The sequence below is a fragment of the Sphingomonas kyeonggiensis genome (genome assembly GCF_014196745.1).
Classification (GTDB): domain Bacteria; phylum Pseudomonadota; class Alphaproteobacteria; order Sphingomonadales; family Sphingomonadaceae; genus Sphingomonas; species Sphingomonas kyeonggiensis.
On the sequence record NZ_JACIEH010000001.1, the window covers coordinates 148,170 to 170,409 of the forward strand.

Here is a 22,240-nt window from a genome sequence, read left to right on the forward strand (position 1 = left end):
GCCGCCGGCTCCCTATCGGTCCGCCGGTCCCAGCGTGAACGTCCAGCGGATCGGCGCGAGCGGCACGCGATATTTGACGTGCGGCCTGCCATCCAGGCTCCAGCCCGTGTCGCCGCCCACGCCCGACTGGGCGGCATCGACCAACAGCGTACCCTCGCCGTGCGGGCGGATGTCCGAGCTGTGCGACTTGCCCGGCGGCTTGGGCATCAGGTCGGCATAGGGAAAGGCGAGCGCGTTGATCGCCAGCGGCCGATCCCCGGTCAGGCGCAGGCCGGCGCCGCGCGCGTCGTTGATCTCGAACCAGCGGACGTCCTGCTTGGTGCCGCTTTCCTGCGGCCGGGCATAGTCGTGATACTGGTCGGCGAGCAGGCCCTGCCAGCGTGCGATCAGCCCGCTGGTCTTGCGATCGGCATAGGTCTCGTGCGGCCCGCGACCGTACCAGCGGACATGGTCGAGCGCCGCGGGGGTTCGGAAGGCCAGGCCGACGCGCGGCGGATCGGGCAGGTCGTCGCGCAGCGGCGTGAAGGCGGCGTCCACCCGCACCGTGCCGCCGGCGTCCATCGTCCAGCGTGTCTCGAACTTCACCGAGCCCACGCCCATGTCGTGCGTGACGACGATGGCATTGCCGTCGACGCGGAGCGCATCGAGGCGGCGGCTGGTGCTGAACTGCTGCCAGGCGGCATGCGACTTGGGGATGCCGATACCGATGTCGTTGTCGTTTGGTGCCCGCCAGAAATCGGGCGCGCCGCCGCTGAGCAGGGTCTTCCCGTCACGCGCATAGCGGCGAACCAGGCCGGTCGCCTTGTCGATCTCCAGCACCGCATTGGCCGAGGCGAGGCGTAGCACCTCTCCGCTATCGGTGGGCGCGACGAGCGATGCGGGGGCGGGGAGGGCACGCGGCTCGGATAGCGGGAACTGCTCCCAGCCGACCACCTGCCCGGCCGGGACCAGCGGAATGGCGCCCGCCTTGGCCCGGGCACGCAGCACCAGGATGCGCTCGGCGCCCGGCGTGCGTGCCGAAGGCAGCCTGAGTTCGAGTGAGGCCTGTTCACCGGGCCCGACCTGCGGCGTCGGGATCGCGCCATGTGCCACTTCCACGCCGTCCTCGAGCATCTGCCAATCGAGGGTAAAGCGGGACAGGTCGATATGGTCGTGGCGATTGACCACGACGAAGCCCGGCCGCTGCTGCTCGAAGACGATCGGGGAATAGACCTTGGCCAGCTCGAAATATTCGGGATCGGGCGTGCGGTCCGACTGGATCACGCCGTCGCCGACCGGGCTGTCGTCGCCGCCCTTGTTCTCGAAATCGGGACCCTGCGCCCAGTAGCTGCGTCCCTCGGCGTCCTTGCGGATCAGTGTCTGGTCGACCCAGTCCCACACGAAGCCGCCCTGCAGCTTGCGATGGGCGCGGATGACGTCCCAATAGTCCTGGAAATTGCCCAGGCTGTTGCCCATCGCATGGGCATATTCGCACAGGATCAGCGGCTGGGTGAATTCGGGCCGCTCGGCATAATCGACCAGCTTCTCGATATCGTCGTACATCGGCGCGAAGATATCGACATAGGCGTTCACCGGGTGGCGCCAGCCGCTCATGCTCCAGCCGAGGAAGCTCACCAGCCGGCTGGGATCGCGTGCCTTCACCCACTTCGCCGCGGCTTCGAAATTCGACCCGACCCCGGTCTCGTTGCCCAGCGACCAGAAGATGATCGACGGATGGTTCTTGTCGCGCTCCACCATGCGGCTGACCCGGTCGAGATGCGCGGCGCGCCATTCGGGCTTGGTGCCGAGCAGATACTCCGACGCGTTGCCATGCTCCTGCGACAGGCTGAGATAGCCATGGCTCTCGATATTGGCCTCGTCCATCAGGTACAGGCCGATCTCGTCCGCCAGCGCATAGATCCGCTCGTCGTTCGGATAGTGCGAGAGGCGCACGGCGTTGACGTTGGCCGCCTTCATCAGCTCGAGGTCGCGCCGCAATGTCGCGTCGGAGACGATGCGGACGGTGTGGGGATCATGCTCGTGCCGGTTGACCCCGCGGATCATCACCCGCCGTCCGTTCACCCGCAGCTCGCCCTCGATGATCTCCACCGTGCGGAAGCCGATCCGGCTGCTGGTCGCCTCGAGGAGTTTGCCGTTGGCATCGATCAGCTCGACGAGCAGCGTGTAGAGTGCGGGATCCTCCGCGCTCCATTGCCGCACGTTCGCGACCGACCCTTCGATCCGCACGGCCCCTTCGCCATCCGGACTCCCCTCGCGGGTCAACACTGTCCGTCCGCGATCGAGCAGGGTGACGCGCGTGCGGACCGCCGCGGTGCCTTCGGTGGCGATCGCCAGGTTGAGCAGGCCGTCGCGATAGCTGCGATCCAGCCCGGCGCGGATGTCGAGGTCGCGGATATGCGTCTGCGGTGCCGCGTAGAGCGTCACGCTCCGCTCGATCCCGTTGACCCGCCAGAAGTCCTGGTCCTCGAGATAGCTGCCATCGGCATAGCGATAGAGCTCGATGGCGATGTCATTGTGCCCCGGCCGGGCGGCGGCGGTGATGTCGAACTCGGCGGGAAGCTTGGAGTCCTCAGAATAGCCGATCCGCTTGCCGTTGACCCAGAGATAATAGGCCGCGCCCGCCGCGCCGATGTTGAGCAGCAGCCGGCGCCCGGCGAAATGCGCGGGCACGACGAAGTCGCGCCGGTACGACGCCACTTCGTTGAAGCTGTGATCGATCCAGGGCTGGTTGCGCGGGAAGGGATAGCCGCTGCCGACGAATACCGGGCCGCCATGGCCGCTGGCCTGCAGGATGCCGGGCACCTGCATCGTTCCCCAGCCGGAGACGTCGAAGCCCGGCTGCTCGAAGCCGACGGGCCGGCTTTCCGGGTTCGGCGACAGCTTGAGCTTCCAAGCGCCGTCCAGCGAGAGATGGTATCGCGAGCGGCGCACATCGCCGCGCAGCGCGCCGGCGCGGGTGTCGAACCCGGCGAAGGTGGCGTGCATCGGCCGCGCGCCTTCGCGGATGATCTCCGGCCGTTCCCACTCCGCGGGCGCGGCGGTCTGGGCGGGTGCCGGCGCGGCGAGCATCGCCACGGACGCGAAGAGGAGCGAGCGGTGGATCATGCGGTAGCTCCCGGCGGTCATATCGGTGGCTTGGAAAACAATGCGGCTCCGGAAACCAGGGGTTCCGGAGCCGCGATCCTAGGGGCGAACCCGTCAGAAGTTTATCGTCGTGCCGAAGAAAATCGTCCGGCCGAGCGGGTCGTAGATGCCCGGATAGGTATTGCCGTTGCCGAAGGCGGACAGGATGCCCGCGGCGATGGCGGGAGGATCCTTGTCGAGCAGGTTGTTGACGCCAGCCCGGAACTGGAACCGGTCTGTCACCGAGAAGCCGACGGTGAGGTCGAAATAGTTATAGGCCGGGATCTTGGCGTTCACCACGCTCGGCGTTCCGGACAGGAACGAATTGCTCGACAGGCTGGATAGCGTCGTGCCGCCATAATAGCGCCAGGCGAGCGAGACCGAGGCGCTTTCCGGCAGCTGCCAGGTCGTGCGGAGCACATGGCGCCATTCGGGCGAGGGCTGGCCGCAGGTATAGCCGAACTGGCCCTTGCAATCGTAATTGCCGAGGCCCGGCAGCGGCTCGGAGACCTGCTCGGCCAGCCAGGTGCCTACCATGTTGAAGCTGAGCTTGCCGAGCGAACCGATGCCCAGCGTGTAATCGGCGGTGACGTCGATGCCCGAGGTCTTCAGATAGCCAGTGTTGAGCGTGGTCGAGATGACGTAGCCGTCGGTGCCGAAGATCGCGCCCGAGCGCGGATCGCGCTTGAACAGGCTGCAATAATAGGGATCGCTGGTGGCGACGCACTGGCTGATCGTCAGCGACGGATCGACGGTGGAGATGTAGTTCTTCACCTTGATGTTGTAGTAATCGACCGACAGCGAGAGGTTGCGGACGATCCGCGGCGTGATGACCATGCCGAGCGTCCAGGTGTCGCCCTGTTCCGGCTTCAGCGCGAGATTGCCGCCGCCCTGTGCCGAGCAGACGTCCGACGGGCAGGCGATGATCCGGCCATATTGCGCCGCCGTCACGCCGGTGAGCGCGCAGACGGCCGCGGTTGCGGTCGGGGTCGCGCCGGAGCAGGGATCCTGCGCCGCGACGTTGCCGATCGAGCGCGAGGCGAACAGCTCGCCGATATTGGGCGCGCGGATCGCGTGGTTGTAGCTGGCGCGCAGGCGCACGTCGCGGATCGGCGCCCAGGTCAGCTCGCCCTTGTAGGTGAAGGCGTTGTACTTCGAGCCGAGCCCGGTCGAGTTCTGCTTGTTGGTATAGGACGAGTAGCGCGCGCCGCCGTTCAGCGTCAGTGCGTGCGCGAAGGGCAGGTTCTGGAGCAGCGGCACTTCGAGCTCGCCGAACCCTTCGACGACGCTGATCGTGCCGTCGGAGTCCGTCGCGCCGCCCTGTTCCGCGATATCGTCGGCGGTGAAGCGCAGCGTTTCCTTGCGATGCTCGAAGCCGAACGCGACCGCAGCGCCGTTCTCCGCCCAGGGGCTGCGGATGCCGAAGGTACCAAGATCGCCGTTGACGCTCACATTGTAGATCGTCTGGGTGTTGCGGGCGCCGGTCTTGCTCGGGCTGTAGAGATAGGAGGCCTGGTCGCCGGTCAGGCCGTTGGCCTGGAACACGTTGATCGGCTTGCAGTCCGGATCGGTGCCGTTGACCACCGAGCGGCAGGTCGGCGTGCCGTTGACGAGGACGACGTCGAGCGCGCGCTGCGCCTTGGCGTTGTCCACGTTGTTCATATAGGTCTCGTCGTAGCGGACGAGCGAGCGGACAAAGGTCGCGTCGTAGCTGAAGCCGTGGCCGATATCGCCGCGCAGGCCAGCGGTGTAGCGATAGTCCTTGTGGCGCAGGTCGTCGCGGCGCGGCAGCGTGCCGTTGCCGCCCAGGCGGTAGCCGATCAGCGTGTCCTGCGTCGCCGCGGTGCCGGCCGCCGTGCCGCATAGCGCCGCCAGCTGGCTCGCGCTCATCAGCGGCTGGTTGCACGGCAGCGTGAACGGCGTCCCGAGGAACAGTGCCGAAGGCGCCGCCTGCGAGAAGGTATGGTCGTTCATGTACATGAAGCTGCCATAGAGCTCGGCTTCGGGCGCGAACTTGAACTTGGCGAAGGCGCCGGCGGTGTAGCGTTCGTCCGAGCGCTGGAAATAGTTGGTCGGCGCGTAATTGTACGCATAGGTCGAGTCATAGGGCACCCAGGTCTTGGTGCCGTCGCGCGAATTGGTCAGGCTCACGCCCTGGTTGGGGCCGCCCAGCGGAGTGAAGCTGCCGAACGGCGTGTTGCTCGATCCGCCGCAGTTCAGCCGGGTGCCGCGCGCATCGGCGGCCTGCAGCGCGCAGGCCGAGACGTCGCGGCTCGACTGGAGCACGGGATCGGCGTGGCGATAGCCGCCATAGACGGTGATGTTGCCGCGACCGCCGGCGAAGTTCTTGCCGAACGCCGCGTTGATGTCCTGCTTGCCGCCATCGACCACGCTGGTCGGCGGCACATTGTACTTCTGGTTCGCGATGATCGAGCGGACGTCGCGATTGTTGTTGTTGTGCTGGGTGAAGCCGGTCTGGGCATCGAGGCGGAAGCCGTCGAGATGGTCGCGCAGGATGAAGTTGACGACGCCCGAGAGCGCGTCCGAGCCATAGACCGCCGAGGCGCCGCCGGTCACCACGTCGATCCGCTCGATCAGCGCGGACGGCACGAAGTTGATGTCGACCGCCTGCGACGGCAGCATGCGCTGGCCGTTGATCAGGGTCAGCACCCGGTTCGAGCCGAGGTTGCGCAGGTTGATGTTCGCGGTGCCGTCCGAACCGTTCGAGACATTGTCGTTGGCGTCGGCAGTGAACTGCGGAAGCCGGTTGAGCACGCTCTCGACCGCAGTCGCGCCCTGGTTCCTGATTTCTTCACTGCCCACCATCGTCAGCGGGCTGTTGCTCTGCAGGTCGGGGCGGCGGATGCGCGTGCCGGTCACCGTGATCGCGCTGTCCGGCGCGGTGGTTTCGGTGGTCTCCGGCGCCGCGGCGTCCGGGGTGGTGGCAACCTGGGCGTAAGCGGTGGTCGACAGCAGCGATCCGAGCAGCGCGCTCAATGCCAACCGACTGCCGCTCCTGCGATGTGCACGAGTCGTCATGGCCGTCTCTCCAGTCAGAGTTTTAATTTGTGTCTGGATTGCAACATGCGTCGGCCGCGCTGTCAAATATAATATACTATATTAAATCCGATCGTGGAAACCTGTGTCCTTGCTGCCGCACTCGGGGAGGGAGAGCGGCGTGTCACGGGGGGGGGGGGCTGCCCGCAAAAGAAAACGGGCCGCGGCATGGCCGCGACCCGTCGAAGTTGACCCCAGGAAGGGATTTTAGAAGCGGAAGCGTGCGCTCGTCTGGATGGTGCGTGCCTGCTGGCGAACACCGGTCGGGAACGACTGGAAGGCGCCGAAATAGGTGTTGGCGTTGTTGTGCAGCAGGTTGGTCGCCTCGACGCTGAACGTGACGAACTTGAACGGCGTGTAGTTGATCGCCGCATCGAGCCGCGAGGTTTCGCGCATGTAGACCGAATAGGCCGGGTTCACATAGTCGGCGTAGGTCTTGTACTTCGAGCGATAATTGTAGGCCACGCGGGCGCTGAACACCGGCGTGTCGTAGTAGAGAGCGACGTTCCCCGAATATTTCGAGGTGTACGGCGCGTCGAAGACGCCCGGCACATCGGGGGTGCTGCCGTCCTTGTAGAGCTCGAGCCGGCCCTCCGGGATGTAGGTGAAGTTCACGTTCATGCCGAAATGCTTCGCGAAGCCGGGCAGGAAATCGAAGAAGGTGTTCGCCTGGGCCTCGATGCCGAAGATCTTGCCGGGGCCCGCGTTGCGCGGCTTGCCGACGATGTACAGGCCGTCGGCGGCGAGCGGATTGGGGGCCAGCCCGGGAACCGCCTCACGCAGCTCGGTATAGTACATGAAGCCGGTCTGGTTCTTCAGGAACGTGCCCAGCGAGATCAGGCCGCCCTTGCCGAAATAATATTCGAGCGAGGCGTCGTAATTGTCTTCCTGGACAGGCTTGAGGTCGGGATTGCCCGCATAGATCCGGCCCGAAGTCGTCGCGTCGAGGATGTTGATCGCCGAGCGCATGTCGTAGAACTGCGGGCGCGAGACGTTGTGCGTGTAGGATAGGCGCAGCTGGAGCTTCGGCGTGAAGTGCAGGATCGCCGTGGCGCTGGGCAACAGGTCGGTATAGTTCGCCTTGCTGCCGGTCGGCGAATAGGCGACCCCCTGGCCGTAGTCGGGCGTACCGTTGGGCAGGAAGGCCTTCCAGCTGGAGCGCTGGCTCACCGCCGAACCCCAGGTGTTCACATAGCGCAGGCCGATCGTGCCATCGATCGGGAAGGACAGGTCGAAGGCGTAGTTGAGCTGGCCATAGGCCGCGAAGGTGCGCTCCGTCTCCGCGAAGCTCTCGCCAGGATCGGTGGTGACCGGCTCGGGCGTGGTCCAGTTGCGGCCCGTGAGGTCGGCGCCGTTGCCGATGAGATACTTCCGCATCGCATCGAAGTTATCGTACAGGCTGGCACCGCCGAGATGATACCAGGTCGGCGCGCCCGAGATTTCCGGGGTGGTGGAATCGACGCCGATCCCGGTCGCCGCGCCCACCGCGTTCATCGTCGGCGCCGTCGCGGTGGTGAAGAAGAAGGCGTCACGATAGCCATAGTCGCGATACGCCGTACGCTTGGTGAAGCGCGTACCGAACTGGGCGGAACGCAGCAGGCCCGTGGTGCTGGTCTCCACCGTGATGTCGACGTTCGACGCGAACAGCGTGTCGTTGTTGTCGCCGCGCTGGTCGTGGACCTGGTAGAGCTTGTAGGCGGCCGGGTCGTTCATGTTGACCCCGGGGAAGGTGACGAAGGGGCCGCCGCCGGGGATGTTGGGCGAGTTGAAATCGACATTCGCCACGGTGCCGCCCGAGAAGCGATACTGGCTCTGGGTGAAATATTCGTGCCGGTTGGTCCAGTTGTACTGGGCGCCGAAATTGATCTGCACCTTGTCCGAGCGCCAGTGTGTCTCGAAATTGGTGTTGTAGGTGTCGGAATCCGCCTTGATGTAGAGGTTGAGCGGTCCGCCCGGTACGCCCTGGGCGCCGGTGTTGTTGATCGTCACCGAACGGATCGTCCCGTCCGAGTTGGTGACCAGGTTGGTGAACGTGCCCTGATCGTTGTTGGTCTGGATGCGCAGATTGTTCCGCTCATCGATCGACTTGGCGCCGAGGTACGAGCCTTCGAGCACGAAATCGAGATGCTCGTTCGCGCGCCACTGCCACGAGGCGTTCAGCGACGGCCGCTCGATCGATCCCTCTTCGACGCCATAGTTGATGGCGTAGGGGATGATCGTGTTCCGCTTGTCGACGGGGAGTGCCAGGTTCGAGGGGCTACCCAGGAAGAAGCCGATCTGCTGCGGCGATTCGCTGACGACGTAATTCTCGAAATAGTTGTTCTTCGTGTACGACCCGTTGAGCAGGAAGCCCATCTCGCCGATGCCGGTATCGAAGCGCGCCGCCAGCAACAGGCTGGCATAGGGGCTCTTGGTGTCGCCGAGATCCGAGAAGGTCTCGCGGAAGCTGCCGGCGACGGTCAGGCCCTTCTGGAGGTCCAACGGGCGGCGAAGCTCGACATTGACGGTGCCGGCGATGCCGCCCTCGATCTGGTCGGCGCTGCGCGTCTTGTAGACTTCGACCGACTTGAGCAGCTCGGCCGGAATGTCCGAGAGGTTGAGCGAGCGCGATCCTGCCGAGCTCGCCTCGGTGCCGTTGATCGTGGTCTGGACGTCGGACAGGCCGCGGATCGTGACGGACGAGCCTTCGCCGTGCGCGCGGTCGATCTGGACGCCGGGAACGCGGGCCAGCGCTTCGGGCACGTTGTTGTCGGGCAGCTTGCCGACGTCCTCGGCCACGACCGCGTCCACGATCTGCTTCGACTTGCGCTTCTTGTTGTTGGCGGAATTGACGCTGCCGCGAATGCCGGTGACGATGATTTGATCGGCCTTCTCGGCCGATTGCTTCTCCTGCTGCTCGGCCTCCTGAGCCCATGCCTGGGTCGCGCCCAGGGCAGTCAGGGAAACGGTTGCGAAGGCGATTGCCTTGGCGGCGGTGAAGCAGGTCTTACGTGTTTTCAGTCCCATGGTTACTCCCCCCAGATCGTGCCTTGTTCGAACACCTCACTGTATGATCGTATACGGTATCTAGACGGACCAGCCTGTCAAGGAAAAGAAACATATCGGTTTTAACGGCTTGCGGCCCGGCAGGCACGGTTCGTCGCGTGTGCAGTGCAGCAATTCGCGGCGAAGGCCCAGGCGAAGCACCGAATCGGTTTGATGTCGAAGGGCTGCCGGGCGTGCGGTTGAAAAGCGGGCAGGGCGCATTCGGGCGCCAGCGCCGGAGCCTCGTATCGCTACCGTCCAGATGCCGCCTGGGCTGTCCCGGTCCGGCGATCCCTTGCGCCTGCGACACGCGCGAAGCGCGAGCCGCTTCTTCCGCGGGCCATCCCGGCCAGGCGCGATGGCTAAAGCCTCTAGACAGCCCGTCCGCTGGTGATAGTCTATTCCGTATATCGTATACCACAACGGTGGCGATATGCATTGGAGGGGGACGATATGATCCAGAAGTTCAATTCATTATCCGGTGTAAGCGCGCTTGCTTTCGTCCTGGCAAGCGCGAGCATCCCTGCCGCTTCGGCGCAGACCGGAGCTTCGGCCGATACGGGAGCGGCCGTCGCGCAGGACCAGGAAGGGCAGTCGGCTGCGGCCGAGGAAGAGGCCCGCGAGGACAAGGGTATCGTCGTCACCGGCACGCGCATCCGCCACAAGGGTGCCGCGAGTGCCACGCCGACCACGGTGATCTCGGCCGAGACGATCCGCAATTCGGGCAGCCGGCAGATCGCCGATCTCGTCAACCAGATGCCGGCGCTGGTGATCAGCCAGAGCGACCAGACCTCTAACGCCAATCGCGACAAGGATTCGCTCGACAGCGGCCATCCCGGGCTCAACCTGCTCGATCTGCGCGGCCTGGGCAGCAAGCGCACGCTCGTGCTGATCAATGGCCGCCGCCACGTGCCGGGCGCGCCGGGCACGTCGGGCGTCGACATCAGCACCATCCCCAACGGCCTGGTCGAGCGCGTCGAGATCATCACCGGCGGCGCTTCGGCCCAATATGGCGCGGACGCGGTTGCCGGCGTCGCCAACTTCATCCTGAAGAAGGACTTCAAGGGCCTCGAGGCCAAGGTGAGCTACACCAACTCCACCTATGGCGACACGCCGGGCTATGACGCGGACGTCCTGTGGGGCACCAACTTCAACGAGAACCGGGGCAACGTCACCCTGTTCGCCTATTACGGCCAGTCGAACGGCGTCGTCGGCGGCCAGGACCGTCCCTCGACCCGCTACGGCAATCCCTGGTGGTATCGCCCGGCCGGCACCAGGATCAACACGATCCTCGATGACCGGCACAGCTTCAGCTATTCGCCCCGCGCGGTCGTGCTGCTCGGCTCGAAGCCCTATGTGTTCAACGACGACGGCACGATGCGCGCGCCGCGGCTGGGCTCGGCGGGCATCCTGCCCAACTCGCTCGACCTCACGCTGAACTCGGTCGTCGGCAGCCTGGAGACCAACAGCGGATCTGAGTTCGGCGGCCGGTACGACAATTGGCTGCTGTCGGTGCCGAACGAGCGGTTCATCACCCATGGCACCTTCGGCTACCAGCTCACCGACGGCATCCGCTTCTTCCTCGAGGCGGACTATGCGACCAACAAGTCGCACGGCGAATACGGCCTGTGGTACGAAGGCGGCGGCAACAAGATCTGGGACGGCAACCCGTTCATCACGGCGGAGATGATCGCGGCCAATGGCGGCCAGCCCTTCGGCGCCAACGGACTGACGTTCGTCCGCCAATATCCCGAACTGGGCAAGTCGCGCTCCGATTATCAGCGCAAGATGTACCAGGTCGTCACCGGCTTCGAAGGCGAGCTGCCGGGCCTGTTCTTCGGGCATGACTGGTCGTGGGAGACGCATTTCTCCTATGGCAAGACCACCGAGACGATCCAGGATCGCAACAACACCTCGAACGAGCGCTACATGCGCGCGCTCGACGCGGTGGCGGGCCCGGGCGGCGCGCCGATCTGCGCGGTCAATGCCGATGCCGATCCGACCAACGACGATCCGCGCTGCGTGGCGCTCAATCCGTTCAAGCCGCTCACCAGTGCGGTGAAGAACTATCTCCAGTACGACACCAGCAAGTCCTCGACCTCGCTCGAGCAATATGTGGTGTCGGGTTACGTCACCGGCGGCCTGTTCAACCTGCCCGGCGGCGAGGTCCAGGTGGCGCTCGGCGCGGAATATCGCAGCGAGGCCAACAATATCGGTGCGCGGGCCGAATATGACCCGAACAACCCCGCCTACGTGGCGGATTACGGCGTGGTCGAGAACCCGCTCAAGGGCCGGATCGACGTCAGCGAGATCTTCGGCGAGCTGAGCGTGCCGTTGCTCAAGGACCTGCCGCTTATCCACCGCCTGTCGGTGGAGAGCGCGGTGCGGATCGCGGACTATTCCACCGCGGGCAAGACCACGGCGGAGAAGTACGGCGTGCAATGGGCGCCCGTGCCGGACCTGCGCTTCCGCGCGACCTATGGCACCGCGGTGCGCGCGCCGAACATCAGCGAGGTGTTCACCGCCTCGTCGATCAGCGGCCAGTGGCTCAGCGATCCGTGCAACTATTACAACCTGCCGAACCGTGCGGACAAAACCCAGTACACCGCCGCCAATTGCGCCGCGGTGATGCCGGTGAACAAGAACGATTACTGGCTCTATCTGGACGTCATCAAGAAGGGCAATCCCGAGCTGAACGTCGAGAAGGCGAAGACGCTCACGCTGGGCGCCGTGTTCCAGCCGACCTTCCTCAAGAACTTCACGCTGACGGTGGACTATTACCGCATCCGGATGCGCGACGTGATCTCGTCGGTCGAGCCGCAGACGATCATCAACAAGTGCATGGACGCACCGACGCTCAACAACCCCTATTGCGCGCTCGTCGTTCGCGATCCGGTGACGCACAACCTCCTCTCGGTGGTGAAGCAGAACATCAACCTGTCGCAGCGCCGCACCAGCGGCGTCGACGTGGAGGTGGATTACTCCTTCGATCTGGCGGATCTCGGTCTCGGCAGCGGCCGGGTAGGCATCAACAGCGTCTTCTCCCGCCTGATCGAGAACAAGTACACACCGGACCCGGAGAATCCCGACAACGTCACCGACACCTTCGGCGTGTTCGGCTTCCCCGAGCTCAAGGGCCGGGCCTCGCTCACCTATGCCAAGGACAAGCTGTGGGTCGGCTGGACCGCGCGCTACTTCTCGGGGATGAAGCAGACCACCACGATCACCGAGGAGCTCTATCGGCCGTACAAGACGCCCGCGATCTTCTACCACGATCTGAGCGTATCCTATCAGCTCCGGAAGAACATCTCGATCGGCGGCGGCTTCAGCAACATCTTCAACACCCAGCCGCCGCGCTATCCGGGTGCCGAGGCGGGCGGTGCCTATTTCGGGGACGAGGGCTGGCAGGCCGGCGTCTATGACGTGATGGGCCGCACCGGCTTCATCAACCTGCGCTTCACGCGCTGACTAAAATCCTCCCCCTGCCGGGGGAGGATCGAAGTCCGTCTATCAGGCGACCCGCAGTTCGGCCAGGAACGCATGGACCTGGTCGGACAGCGCGTCGGCGCCGTGATGGAGCCGGCCCGCCACTTCGCGCATCGCCCGCGCCTGGGCCGATGCGTCGCGCGAAGTGCCGCCGATCGCCTCCACGTCGCGCTGGATGCCGGTGCTGGCATGCACTGCCTCGTCGACATTGCGGGCGATCGTTCGCGTCGCTTCTTCCTGCCGGGCCACCGCGCTTTCCACCGCATCGGCCAGCGTCGCCATCGCGCCGATCGCCAGCTCCACCCGGTTGTGCCCGGCGGCCACCTCGTCGATCCCGCCGCGGATCTCGCGGACATGCGCGGTGATCTTGTTCGCCGCGATGCCGGTCTGGGTCGAGAGCTGCTTCACTTCGTTCGCCACCACGGTGAAGCCGCGGCCGGCCTCGCCGGCGCGCGCCGCCTCGATCGTCGCGTTGAGGGCGAGCAAATTCACCTGCCGGGCGATGTCGCTGATCAGCCCGATCACCGAATCGATCGACTGGGCCGAATAGAGCAGGTCGCGCGTGCGCTCGCTGCCGGTCTCGACCAGCTGGGAGACCGCGGCCGCCGCCTGGCGCGCATCGCTGGTGTTGTGGGCGATGCCCGAGAGAGCGCCGGCCAGTTCGCGTCCGCGTGCGGCGATCTCGGCCATGTTGTCTGTGGTCTGCGAGGCCGCCGTCGCAACTGCGATCGCGCGGTCGCCCAGGCCACTCGCCCGGTCCGCCGTCGCCACCGCGCCGGTCTCGAGTTCGGTCGAGAGCTCGCCCATGTCGCGCGACAGCGCTTCGACCTGCGCCTCGAACCGCTTGCTCGCCGCCTCGATCCGCGCCGCCCGCTCCACCTGGGCGCGTGCCGTCGCGACTTCGCGCTCGGCGGCGAGATGGACCAGCCGGCGGTTGTTCACCGTCGCCTGCACCCGGCCGCCCCGCGTCAGGATCATCCCCTCGCTGCCGCCCGACGCACGATAGGCCTCCATCAGCCGGCCGAGGTCGTCGGTCAGCTCGGCGACGGGACAGGTGCGGACATAGCGTGACACCGCCGCGCCATAGCTGGGGTTGCGCATCAGCGCGTGGCCGAAGGGGTTGAGCAGCAGCCGACGCACGTCCTTCTCGAAGATCGCGCCGAGCGGGCGCTGCTTCTCGTCGACGATCGCGACCAGCCGCAGTTCCGGATCGCCGCCGAACATCTCCGCGGCCCGCCACATCGTGTCGGTGAGCGTCAACAGCGGCGGATCGAGCTCGCGCTCGGTGAGCCAGGTGCCGCGCGGGGCAAGCGGGGGATCGGCAGGGGACATTGCCACGCCGGATAGGATGCACTTGGTAAATGCGCGCTTAGCCCAGCGTTACAGTACCGAGACAAAGCGCATTTTTTCGCGGGTTACGCACGATTGTTGGCTAAAATCGCGCTTCCGGCTGTCACCGCCCTGTCACATGGCGATGCCTAGGGCTGGGGGATGAAGTTCGGCATCGACAATCTGGCCCTCGGCACCGGCAATCGCCGGGTCGTGGAGGGTGTCGAGGCGAAGCTCGAACCGGGTAGGGTGATCGCGATTCTCGGTGCCGGCGGATCGGGCAAGGCGCTGCTGCTGCGCGCGCTCGCCGGCCAGGCGGACGCCGATGCCGGGCAGGTTCGCCTGGGCGGCCGGCTGATCGGCCGGTTCACCAAGGCCGAGCGCAGCAAGGCTGTCGCATTGGTCGAGCCTCGGCGCGGCCTGTTCGCAAAGGCTCCGGACCTCGCCGCCGCGATCGCCGCCGGCCCGGACTGGCTGCTCGTCGAAGACCCGCTGAGCGGTCTCGATCCGGCCACCCAGTTCGCCCGTATCGCCCAACTGCGCGCCGCCGCGGGGCAGGGGATGGGCGTCATCCTCACCCTGGCCGACCCCGTCCTCGCCGCCCGCACCGCCGATGATGTGATCCTGCTCGGCCAGGGCCGCATGCTCGCCTTCGGACCCGCGCGCGAAGCGCTAGGGCACCAGAAGCTGCGCGATGCGTTCGGCGTCGAGGTAATGGTGATCGGTGATGATAGTGGTCGTCTGCTCCCCGTGCCGATCGGCTTCGCCAAGGCCTGACAAAGCCTGACGAGCGGCGCGTGACAGCGACCGTTTCTTGTGTCAGTGCGTAATTAAATTACACAGTGAGTCGGGCCGCAGAGTCCGCGGCAGGAGAGCGATATGCGTAACATCGACCATGTCATCGTCGGCCATTCGGGCGGCGCCGGTGCCCGCCAGGGCGAAGTGTTCAACCCGAACACCGGCCAGGTCCAGGCCCAGGTCCAGCTCGGCACCCAGGCCGATCTCGACAAGGCGATCGCCGCCGCCCAGGCCGCCCAGCCCGGCTGGGCCGCGACCAACCCGCAGCGCCGCGCCCGCGTGATGTTCGCCTTCAAGGCGCTGGTCGAGAAGAACATGGACGAGCTGGCCCATCTGCTCAGCTCCGAGCACGGCAAGGTGATCGCCGATGCCAAGGGCGACATTCAGCGCGGCCTCGAGGTGATCGAGTTCGCCTGCGGCATCCCGCACGTCCTCAAGGGCGAGTACACCCAGGGCGCCGGCCCCGGCATTGACGTCTATTCGATGCGCCAGCCGCTCGGCATCGGCGCGGGCATTACCCCGTTCAACTTCCCGGCGATGATCCCGATGTGGATGTTCGGCGTCGCCATCGCCTGTGGCAATGCGTTCATCCTCAAGCCGTCCGAGCGCGACCCCAGCGTGCCGGTGCGTCTTGCCGAGCTGATGCTCGAAGCCGGCGCGCCCGAAGGGATCCTCCAGGTCGTGCACGGCGACAAGGAGATGGTCGACGCGATCCTCGATCACCCGGCGATTTCGGCTGTCAGCTTCGTCGGTTCGTCCGATATCGCGCACTATGTCTATCGCCGCGGCGTCGAGGCCGGGAAGCGCGTCCAGGCGATGGGCGGCGCCAAGAATCACGGCATCGTCATGCCCGATGCCGATCTCGACCAGGTCGTCGCCGATCTCTCGGGCGCCGCTTTCGGCTCGGCGGGCGAGCGCTGCATGGCGCTCCCCGTGGTCGTCCCCGTCGGCGACAAGACCGCCGACGCCCTGCGCGAAAAGCTGATCCCGGCGATCGAGGCGCTCCGGGTCGGCGTCTCCACCGATGCCGATGCGCATTACGGCCCGGTCGTGAACGCCGCGCACAAGCAGCGCGTCGAGAACTGGATCCAGACCGGCGTCGATGAAGGCGCCGAGCTGGTCGTCGATGGCCGCGGCTTCCAGCTCCAGGGCCACGAGCAGGGCTTCTTCATCGGGCCGTCGCTGTTCGACCGCGTCACGCCGGACATGCAGGCGTACAAGGAAGAGATTTTCGGCCCGGTCCTCCAGATCGTCCGCGCGCCGGACTTCGAGACCGCGCTCAAGCTGCCGAGCGATCACCAGTATGGCAACGGCGTCGCCATCTTCACGCGTAATGGTCACGCAGCCCGCGAGTTCGCGGCGCGCGTCAATGTCGGCATGGTCGGCATCAACGTGCCGATCCCGGTGCCGGTCGCCTATCACACCTTCGGCGGCTGGAAGCGCTCGGCCTTCGGTGACACCAACCAGCACGGCATGGAAGGCGTGAAGTTCTGGACCAAGGTGAAGACCGTCACCCAGCGCTGGCCCGATGGCGGCGGCACCGGCGACAGCGCCTTCGTCATCCCGACGATGGGCTGAGCAACGCGCCGATCCGGGACGCCCGCACCGCACCAGATGGCGGGACAAGCGGGCCTCGGATCGGCTAGGTTGGCGCGTCCGCAAATGGGGGAACAGGGATGATCCGGCTGCTGCTCTTCATCGCCGCCTTGATGCTCGTCGTGCGCGCCGATCCCGTGTCGAACGCCGGAGCGGCACCGGTCCAGGCCGCGGCCAAGCGCATCGCCTTCAGCTTCGACGACGTGCCGCGCGGTGCCGGCGCCTTCCTCAGCGAGGACGAGCGCACGGCCAAGCTGATCGCGGTGCTGCGCTCGCGCGGGGTCAGCCAAGTCGCGCTGTTCCTCAATCCCGGCCGGATCGACAATGGCGCCGCCGGCAAGGCCGCGATGCGCCGCATCCGCGCCTATGTCGCCGCGGGCAACGTCCTCGCCAACCACACCTGGCTGCACCCGCACCTCTCCAAGGTCACCGCCGAGGAATTCCTCGATCAGGTCGACAAGGCCGAGGCCTGGCTGGCCCGGCAGCCCGGCCACCGCGCCTGGCTGCGCTTCCCCTTCCTCGACGAGGGCGGGCCGGACAAGGCCAAGGTCGCCGCCGTCCGTGCCGGGCTCGCCGCGCGCGGCATCCGCAACGGCCATGTCACCGCCGAGGCGTCGGACTGGCACATCGAGGGCCTCACCATCGCCGCGAAGAAGGCGGGCAAGCCGATGGACATGCAGGGCCTGCGCGACCTCTATGTCGAAAGCCATGTCCAGGCCGCCGATTTCGCCGACCAGCTCGCGGTGAAGACGATCGGTCGCTCGCCGGCGCACGTCATGCTGCTCCATGAGACCGACATCGCCGCCCTGTTCATCGGCGACCTGATCGACGCGCTGCGCCGCGACGGGTGGGAGATAATCACCCCAGACTTGGCCTATGCCGATCCGATCTACCTGAGCCTGCCCGACGTGCCCTGGACCAACGGCACGCTCAGCGAGCAAATGGCCTGGGAGAAGAAGCTCCCCGCGCCGCGCTATTACGACCGCAACGACCTCAAGATCGCCGACCCGCTCTTCGCCGAACGGGTGCTGCACGAGGGGGCGGGGAAGTGATTCTGCCGACCATCCTGGCCCTCCTGCTGGCGCAGAATCCGGAGCGGCCGGTCAAGCTCGCGGACGGCGGCTTCTGCGCGGGCATCGCCTGGGTCGATGTCGGGCTCGATGGTGACGTGATCGCCGAATGGGGGCCGGACTTCACCGTCTATCGCTATCGCGGCCCGAGCGAGCGCTGGGGCGTGTATAGCGGCATGTTCGCCCAGACCGGCAATGGCCGCGAGCGGCTGTTCGAGCGCGATGGCGTGCAGGTCGATCGGATCAGCCAGAACGGTCAGTTCGCGGGCTATGTCGCGGAGGACCGAGGCCATCGGCAGAACCATTTCTTCGGACCCGTTTTCAAGGGCAATCTAGGCGATCTCGCCTTCTTCCGGCGCGTGGATTTTGGCGCGTCGGGCAAGCAAAAATGTGAGAGGCATCCCGTTCAATGACCCAGTTCGATCTCACCGACGAGCAGCTCCAGATCCAGGAGATGGCGCGCCAGTTCACCGCCGATGCGATCACCCCGCACGCGGCCGAGTGGGACGAGAAGCATATCTTCCCGCGCGACACGATCCGCGCGGCGGCCGAACTCGGCTTCGCCTCGATCTACGTGTCCGAGGAGAGCGGCGGCATCGGCCTCGGCCGGCTCGAGGCGGCGCTGATCATGGAGGCGATGGCCTATGGCTGCCCGTCGACCAGCGCCTTTATCTCGATCCACAACATGGCGAGCTGGATGATCGACAGCTTCGGGTCGCAGGCGGTGAAGGACAAGTATCTCCCCTCGCTGATCACGATGGAGCGGATCGCCAGCTACTGCCTCACCGAGCCCAGCTCGGGCTCGGACGCCGCCGCGCTCAAGACCCGCGCGGTGCTGGACGGCGACCATTATGTCGTCAACGGCTCGAAGCAGTTCATCTCGGGCGCCGGCGAGAACGAGATCTACGTCACGATGGTCCGCACCGGCGAGGAAAGCCCCAAGGGCATCTCCTGCCTGGTGATCGAGAAGGACATGCCGGGCGTTTCGTTCGGCGCCAATGAGCGCAAGCTGGGCTGGCACTCGCAGCCTACCCGTCAGGTGACCTTCGACAATGTCCGCGTGCCGGTCGAAAATCGCGTCGGCGGCGAAGGCGAGGGCTTCCGCTTCGCGATGATGGGCCTCGACGGCGGCCGCCTCAACATCGGCGCCTGCTCGCTCGGCGGCGCCCAGCGCTGCCTCGACGAGGCGGTGAAGTACACCAAGGATCGCCAGCAGTTCGGCAAGCCGATCGCGGACTTCCAGAACACCCAGTTCGTTCTCGCCGACATGGCGACCGAGCTGGAGGCCGCCCGCGCGCTGCTCTATCTCGCCGCAGCCAAGGTCACCGCCGGCGCACCCGACAAGACCAAGTTTGCCGCCATGGCCAAGCGCTTCGCCACCGACACCGGCAGCTCGGTGGTCGATCGTGCGCTCCAGCTGCACGGCGGTTATGGTTATCTGATGGACTATCCGATCGAGCGCTTCTGGCGCGACCTGCGCGTCCACTCGATCCTCGAGGGCACCAACCAGGTCATGCGGATGATCGTCGGCCGGGAGCTTACCCGCCAGTGATGCCGCTATCAGGCCAGCCTGATCGAAAAGGCCTCCAGCCCGCGATTGCCCATCTGGGCATCGAATTCGAGGCGCTGGCCCTCGGCGAGCGTCGCGAGGCCCGCGGCGCGCAGGGTCGAGGCACTGACGATGACGTCCTCGTCGCTCCCGTCGGGGCGGATGAAGCCGATGCCCTTGTGCACATTGTACCATTTCGTCGTGCCGGTACCCGTCATGGCATCCATCTCCCTCGTGTGGCGGCCACGCTATGGCCCCGCATCCGGGCGGGCAATCGAATGAAGGACGGAAATGGACGCTGACGTCATCATCCAGGTGCAAGGCAAGGCCGGTCGCATCCGCCTCAATCGGCCCAAGGCGATCCATGCGCTCAACACCGGCATGTGCCGGGCGATGCTCGACGCGCTGGCGGCATGGCACGCCGATCCCGCCGTCGAGATCGTGCTGATCGATCATGCCGAGGGCAGGGGCTTCTGCGCCGGCGGCGACATCCGCATGATCGCCGAGAGCGGTGCCGGCGACGGCCAGGAGGCACGGGACTTCTTCCGCGTCGAGTATCAGCTCAACCACGCGCTGTTCACCTGTGCCAAGCCCGTGGTGGCGTTCATGGACGGCATCACCATGGGCGGCGGCGTCGGCATCTCGCAGCCCGCGAAATACCGGATCGCGACCGAGAACACCAAGTTCGCCATGCCCGAAACCGGCATCGGCCTGTTCCCCGATGTCGGCGGCGGCTGGTACCTCTCGCGCCTGCCTGGCCGGATGGGCGAGTATCTCGCGCTCACCGGGCATCGGCTCGACGGTGCCGAGTGTCTCGCGCTCGGTCTCGCCAGCCACTATCTCCCGGCCGAGGCGCTGGGAGACGTCAAGGCGCGCATTCTGGCCGATCCGGCATCGGTCGAAGCAATTCTCGCCGAGCTATCGGGCACGGCACCGGAGCCGCGCATCGCAGAGCACCGTGCCGATATCGACCGTCTCTTCGCCGCCGACACCGTCGAGGGCGTGTTCGCCGCGCTCGAAGCCGATGGCGGCGAATGGGCCGCCGCCCAGCTCGCCACGCTGCGCACCAAGTCGCCCCAGTCGATGAAGATCTCGCTTCGCCTGGTCCGCGAAGGCCGCGCCAGGGCCAGCTTCGCCGAGGAGATGGCACAGGAATTCGCCATCGGCGCCCGTGTCGCGCAGAGCCATGACTTCATCGAGGGCGTCCGCGCGCTGATCGTCGACAAGGACAACGCCCCGCAATGGAACCCCGCTACGCTCGAAGGCGTCAGCGAAGAGAGCATCGCCCAGATTTTCGCGCCTCTGCCCGCTGGCGAGGCATGGACCCCGGCCTGAAAGGAAGCCCATGAGCTACGAAACCATCCTAGTCGAACAGCGCGGCGCCGCGACGCTCGTCACGCTGAACCGCCCCCAGGCGCTCAACGCGCTCAACAGCCAGATCCTCTCCGAGCTGCTCGACGCGATGAAGGCGTTCGACGCCGATCCGTCGCAGGGCTGCGCGGTGATCACCGGCAGCGAGAAGGCGTTCGCCGCCGGGGCCGACATCAAGGAGATGCAGGCCCAGGGCTTTGCCGACATGTACGGCCATGACTTCTTCGCCGGCTGGGACGTGTTCACCCGCACCCGCAAGCCGATCATCGCCGCGGTGTCCGGCTATGCGCTGGGCGGCGGCTGCGAGCTGGCGATGATGTGCGACTTCATCCTGGCGGGCGACAATGCCAAGTTCGGCCAGCCCGAGATCAAGCTCGCGGTCTCGCCCGGCATGGGCGGCTCGCAGCGGCTCACCCGCGCGGTCGGCAAGGCCAAGGCGATGGAGATGTGCCTCACCGGCCGGATGATGGACGCCCAGGAGGCCGAGCGCGCTGGCCTCGTCAGCCGCATCCTGCCCGCCGGCGAGCTGGTCGAGGAAGCGGTGAAGACAGCACAGGCGATCGCCGGCATGGCGCCGCTTGCAGTGCTGGCCAACAAGGAGATGGTCAACGCCGCCTTCGAAACCAGCCTGGCTCAGGGCGTCGCCTTCGAGCGCCGGCTCTTCCACGCGCTGTTCGGCACGGCGGACCAGAAGGAAGGCATGACGGCATTCGTCGAGAAGCGCCCGGGGAACTGGACGGGGAAGTGAAGCAATAACGTCATCCGAAGGCACAACCGTCATCCCGGCGAAAGCCGGGATCTCAGGCGGTGGCGCGATACGGCCTGAGACCCCGGCTTTCGCCGGGATGACGACAAGGGCCGGGGTGACGATAGAAGAGAGGATTACGGAACGTGGCACGCATAGCATTTATCGGCCTGGGCAATATGGGCGGTGGCATGGCCGCGAACCTGGCGAAGAAGGGGCATGACGTCCGCGCCTTCGACCTGAGCCAGGATGCGCTCGACAAGGCCAGGGCCGCGGGTTGCCTGCCGGCGGCCAGTGCGGTGGAAGCCGTGGACGGCGCCGAGGCGGTGATCACCATGCTGCCCGCCGGCCGGCATGTCGAAGCGACCTATACCGACGTGCTGCTCGATCACGCCGCGCCCGGCGCGATCCTGATCGATTGCTCGACGATCGACGTCGACACCGCCCGCCGCGTCGCCCAGGCCGCCACCGAGCGGGGTCTCATCGCGGTCGATGCGCCGGTTTCGGGCGGCATCGCCGCGGCCAATGCCGGCACGCTCACCTTCATGGTCGGCGGCACCGAGCAGGGGTTCGGCCGGGCCGAGCCGTTCCTCGCCGACATGGGCAAGGCGGTGATCCACGCCGGCGCCAGCGGCGCGGGGCAGGGGGCGAAGATCTGCAACAACATGATCCTCGGCGCGACGATGGTCGCTACCTGCGAGGCCTTCGCGCTCGCCGAGAAGCTCGGCCTCGACGCCCAGCGCTTCTACGACATCGCCTCGGTCAGCTCGGGTCAGAGCTGGTCGATGACGAGCTATTGCCCGGTCCCCGGCGTCGGCCCCGAAAGCCCGGCCGACCGCGACTATCAGGGCGGGTTCGCGGCGCCGCTGATGCTCAAGGACCTGAAGCTCGCACTGGAAGCGGCGGCGAGCGTCGGCGCGCAGGTGCCGATGGGCACGCGGGCGGAGGAACTCTACCAGGCCTTCGTCGACGGCGAAGGCGCGGGGCTCGACTTCTCGGGCATCATCAAGACGTTCAAATAGTAGCCGTCATCCCGGCGAAAGCCGGGATCTCATGCGGCTCCTGTCCTGCGCCGTCGCCTGAGATCCCGGC

14 protein-coding genes are annotated in these 22,240 nt (G+C 66.3%); 9 read left to right on the top strand and 5 right to left on the bottom strand.

Translation table 11 applies throughout. From position 1 onward, the window contains the following. Positions 1-12: 12 nt before the first annotated feature. From GGR46_RS00760 to GGR46_RS00770, 3 genes are all read right to left on the bottom strand, one after another. Entirely contained in the window at positions 13-3,105 is a 3,093-nt protein-coding gene (locus GGR46_RS00760; RefSeq protein ID WP_246425862.1) for a glycoside hydrolase family 2 TIM barrel-domain containing protein, read from the bottom strand. A gap of 93 nt (positions 3,106-3,198) precedes the next feature. Further along, on the bottom strand, positions 3,199-6,162 hold the full coding sequence (locus GGR46_RS00765) for a TonB-dependent receptor domain-containing protein (RefSeq protein ID WP_183993649.1): 2,964 nt from the start codon (positions 6,160-6,162) through the stop codon (positions 3,199-3,201). A gap of 225 nt (positions 6,163-6,387) precedes the next feature. Continuing rightward, positions 6,388-9,186 (bottom strand): TonB-dependent receptor, encoded by a 2,799-nt coding sequence (locus GGR46_RS00770; protein ID WP_183993651.1) that lies wholly within the window; start codon positions 9,184-9,186, stop codon positions 6,388-6,390. 471 nt (positions 9,187-9,657) lie between these two features. Here GGR46_RS00770 and GGR46_RS00775 point away from each other — a divergent pair, with 471 nt between their 5' ends. Continuing rightward, positions 9,658-12,672: a TonB-dependent receptor domain-containing protein gene (locus tag GGR46_RS00775; RefSeq protein WP_183993653.1), complete on the top strand. Its 3,015-nt coding sequence runs from the start codon at positions 9,658-9,660 to the stop codon at positions 12,670-12,672. Positions 12,673-12,714: 42 nt separating this feature from the next. Here the strand turns inward: GGR46_RS00775 and GGR46_RS00780 are convergent, their stop codons facing one another. Beyond that, positions 12,715-14,022, bottom strand: a complete 1,308-nt coding sequence (locus tag GGR46_RS00780) for a methyl-accepting chemotaxis protein (protein WP_183993655.1) — start codon at positions 14,020-14,022, stop codon at positions 12,715-12,717. A 159-nt stretch (positions 14,023-14,181) separates the two neighbouring features. Here GGR46_RS00780 and GGR46_RS00785 point away from each other — a divergent pair, with 159 nt between their 5' ends. The 5 genes from GGR46_RS00785 to GGR46_RS00805 all read left to right on the top strand — a co-directional run bounded on the left by GGR46_RS00785 (position 14,182) and on the right by GGR46_RS00805 (position 19,035). Further along, complete coding sequence (locus tag GGR46_RS00785) at positions 14,182-14,796, top strand: ATP-binding cassette domain-containing protein (RefSeq protein WP_183993657.1); 615 nt, start codon at positions 14,182-14,184, stop codon at positions 14,794-14,796. Positions 14,797-14,898: 102 nt separating this feature from the next. Continuing rightward, positions 14,899-16,395, top strand: a complete 1,497-nt coding sequence (locus tag GGR46_RS00790) for a CoA-acylating methylmalonate-semialdehyde dehydrogenase (protein ID WP_183993658.1) — start codon at positions 14,899-14,901, stop codon at positions 16,393-16,395. A gap of 98 nt (positions 16,396-16,493) precedes the next feature. Continuing rightward, on the top strand, positions 16,494-17,465 hold the full coding sequence (locus tag GGR46_RS00795; RefSeq protein WP_183993660.1) for a polysaccharide deacetylase family protein: 972 nt from the start codon (positions 16,494-16,496) through the stop codon (positions 17,463-17,465). Continuing rightward, positions 17,462-17,896, top strand: coding sequence for a hypothetical protein (locus GGR46_RS00800; RefSeq protein WP_183993662.1), 435 nt, complete (start codon positions 17,462-17,464; stop codon positions 17,894-17,896). Before GGR46_RS00795 ends, GGR46_RS00800 begins: the two co-directional genes overlap by 4 nt. Next, complete coding sequence (locus GGR46_RS00805; RefSeq protein ID WP_183993664.1) at positions 17,893-19,035, top strand: acyl-CoA dehydrogenase family protein; 1,143 nt, start codon at positions 17,893-17,895, stop codon at positions 19,033-19,035. The genes GGR46_RS00800 and GGR46_RS00805 overlap by 4 nt, the downstream gene beginning before the upstream one ends. 8 nt (positions 19,036-19,043) lie before the next feature. On the opposite strand, the gene GGR46_RS00810 is transcribed toward GGR46_RS00805, so the two are convergent. Further along, positions 19,044-19,250, bottom strand: coding sequence for a cold-shock protein (locus GGR46_RS00810; protein ID WP_183996619.1), 207 nt, complete (start codon positions 19,248-19,250; stop codon positions 19,044-19,046). 73 nt (positions 19,251-19,323) lie between these two features. Here GGR46_RS00810 and GGR46_RS00815 point away from each other — a divergent pair, with 73 nt between their 5' ends. The 3 genes from GGR46_RS00815 (at position 19,324) to mmsB (ending at position 22,170) form a co-directional block, all read left to right on the top strand. Further along, positions 19,324-20,367, top strand: coding sequence for an enoyl-CoA hydratase/isomerase family protein (locus GGR46_RS00815; protein WP_183993666.1), 1,044 nt, complete (start codon positions 19,324-19,326; stop codon positions 20,365-20,367). Positions 20,368-20,377: 10 nt separating this feature from the next. Then, positions 20,378-21,151 carry an enoyl-CoA hydratase gene (locus tag GGR46_RS00820; protein ID WP_183993668.1) on the top strand — a complete coding sequence of 258 codons (774 nt, stop codon included), beginning with the start codon at positions 20,378-20,380 and terminating at the stop codon, positions 21,149-21,151. A 143-nt stretch (positions 21,152-21,294) separates the two neighbouring features. After that, entirely contained in the window at positions 21,295-22,170 is an 876-nt protein-coding gene (gene mmsB / locus GGR46_RS00825) for a 3-hydroxyisobutyrate dehydrogenase (protein ID WP_183993670.1), read from the top strand. The last annotated feature ends 70 nt before the right edge of the window (positions 22,171-22,240 follow it).

Bases quoted from the DNA above. Each gene is read 5' to 3' on its own strand.
- GGR46_RS00760 (WP_246425862.1), bottom strand. From the start codon at position 3,105: ATGATCCACCGCTCGCTCCTCTTCGCGTCCGTGGCGATGCTCGCCGCG.
- GGR46_RS00765 (WP_183993649.1), bottom strand. From the start codon at position 6,162: ATGACGACTCGTGCACATCGCAGGAGCGGCAGTCGGTTGGCATTGAGC.
- GGR46_RS00770 (WP_183993651.1), bottom strand. From the start codon at position 9,186: ATGGGACTGAAAACACGTAAGACCTGCTTCACCGCCGCCAAGGCAATC.
- GGR46_RS00775 (WP_183993653.1), top strand. From the start codon at position 9,658: ATGATCCAGAAGTTCAATTCATTATCCGGTGTAAGCGCGCTTGCTTTC.
- GGR46_RS00780 (WP_183993655.1), bottom strand. From the start codon at position 14,022: ATGTCCCCTGCCGATCCCCCGCTTGCCCCGCGCGGCACCTGGCTCACC.
- GGR46_RS00785 (WP_183993657.1), top strand. From the start codon at position 14,182: ATGAAGTTCGGCATCGACAATCTGGCCCTCGGCACCGGCAATCGCCGG.
- GGR46_RS00790 (WP_183993658.1), top strand. From the start codon at position 14,899: ATGCGTAACATCGACCATGTCATCGTCGGCCATTCGGGCGGCGCCGGT.
- GGR46_RS00795 (WP_183993660.1), top strand. From the start codon at position 16,494: ATGATCCGGCTGCTGCTCTTCATCGCCGCCTTGATGCTCGTCGTGCGC.
- GGR46_RS00805 (WP_183993664.1), top strand. From the start codon at position 17,893: ATGACCCAGTTCGATCTCACCGACGAGCAGCTCCAGATCCAGGAGATG.
- GGR46_RS00810 (WP_183996619.1), bottom strand. From the start codon at position 19,250: ATGACGGGTACCGGCACGACGAAATGGTACAATGTGCACAAGGGCATC.
- GGR46_RS00815 (WP_183993666.1), top strand. From the start codon at position 19,324: ATGGACGCTGACGTCATCATCCAGGTGCAAGGCAAGGCCGGTCGCATC.
- GGR46_RS00820 (WP_183993668.1), top strand. From the start codon at position 20,378: ATGAGCTACGAAACCATCCTAGTCGAACAGCGCGGCGCCGCGACGCTC.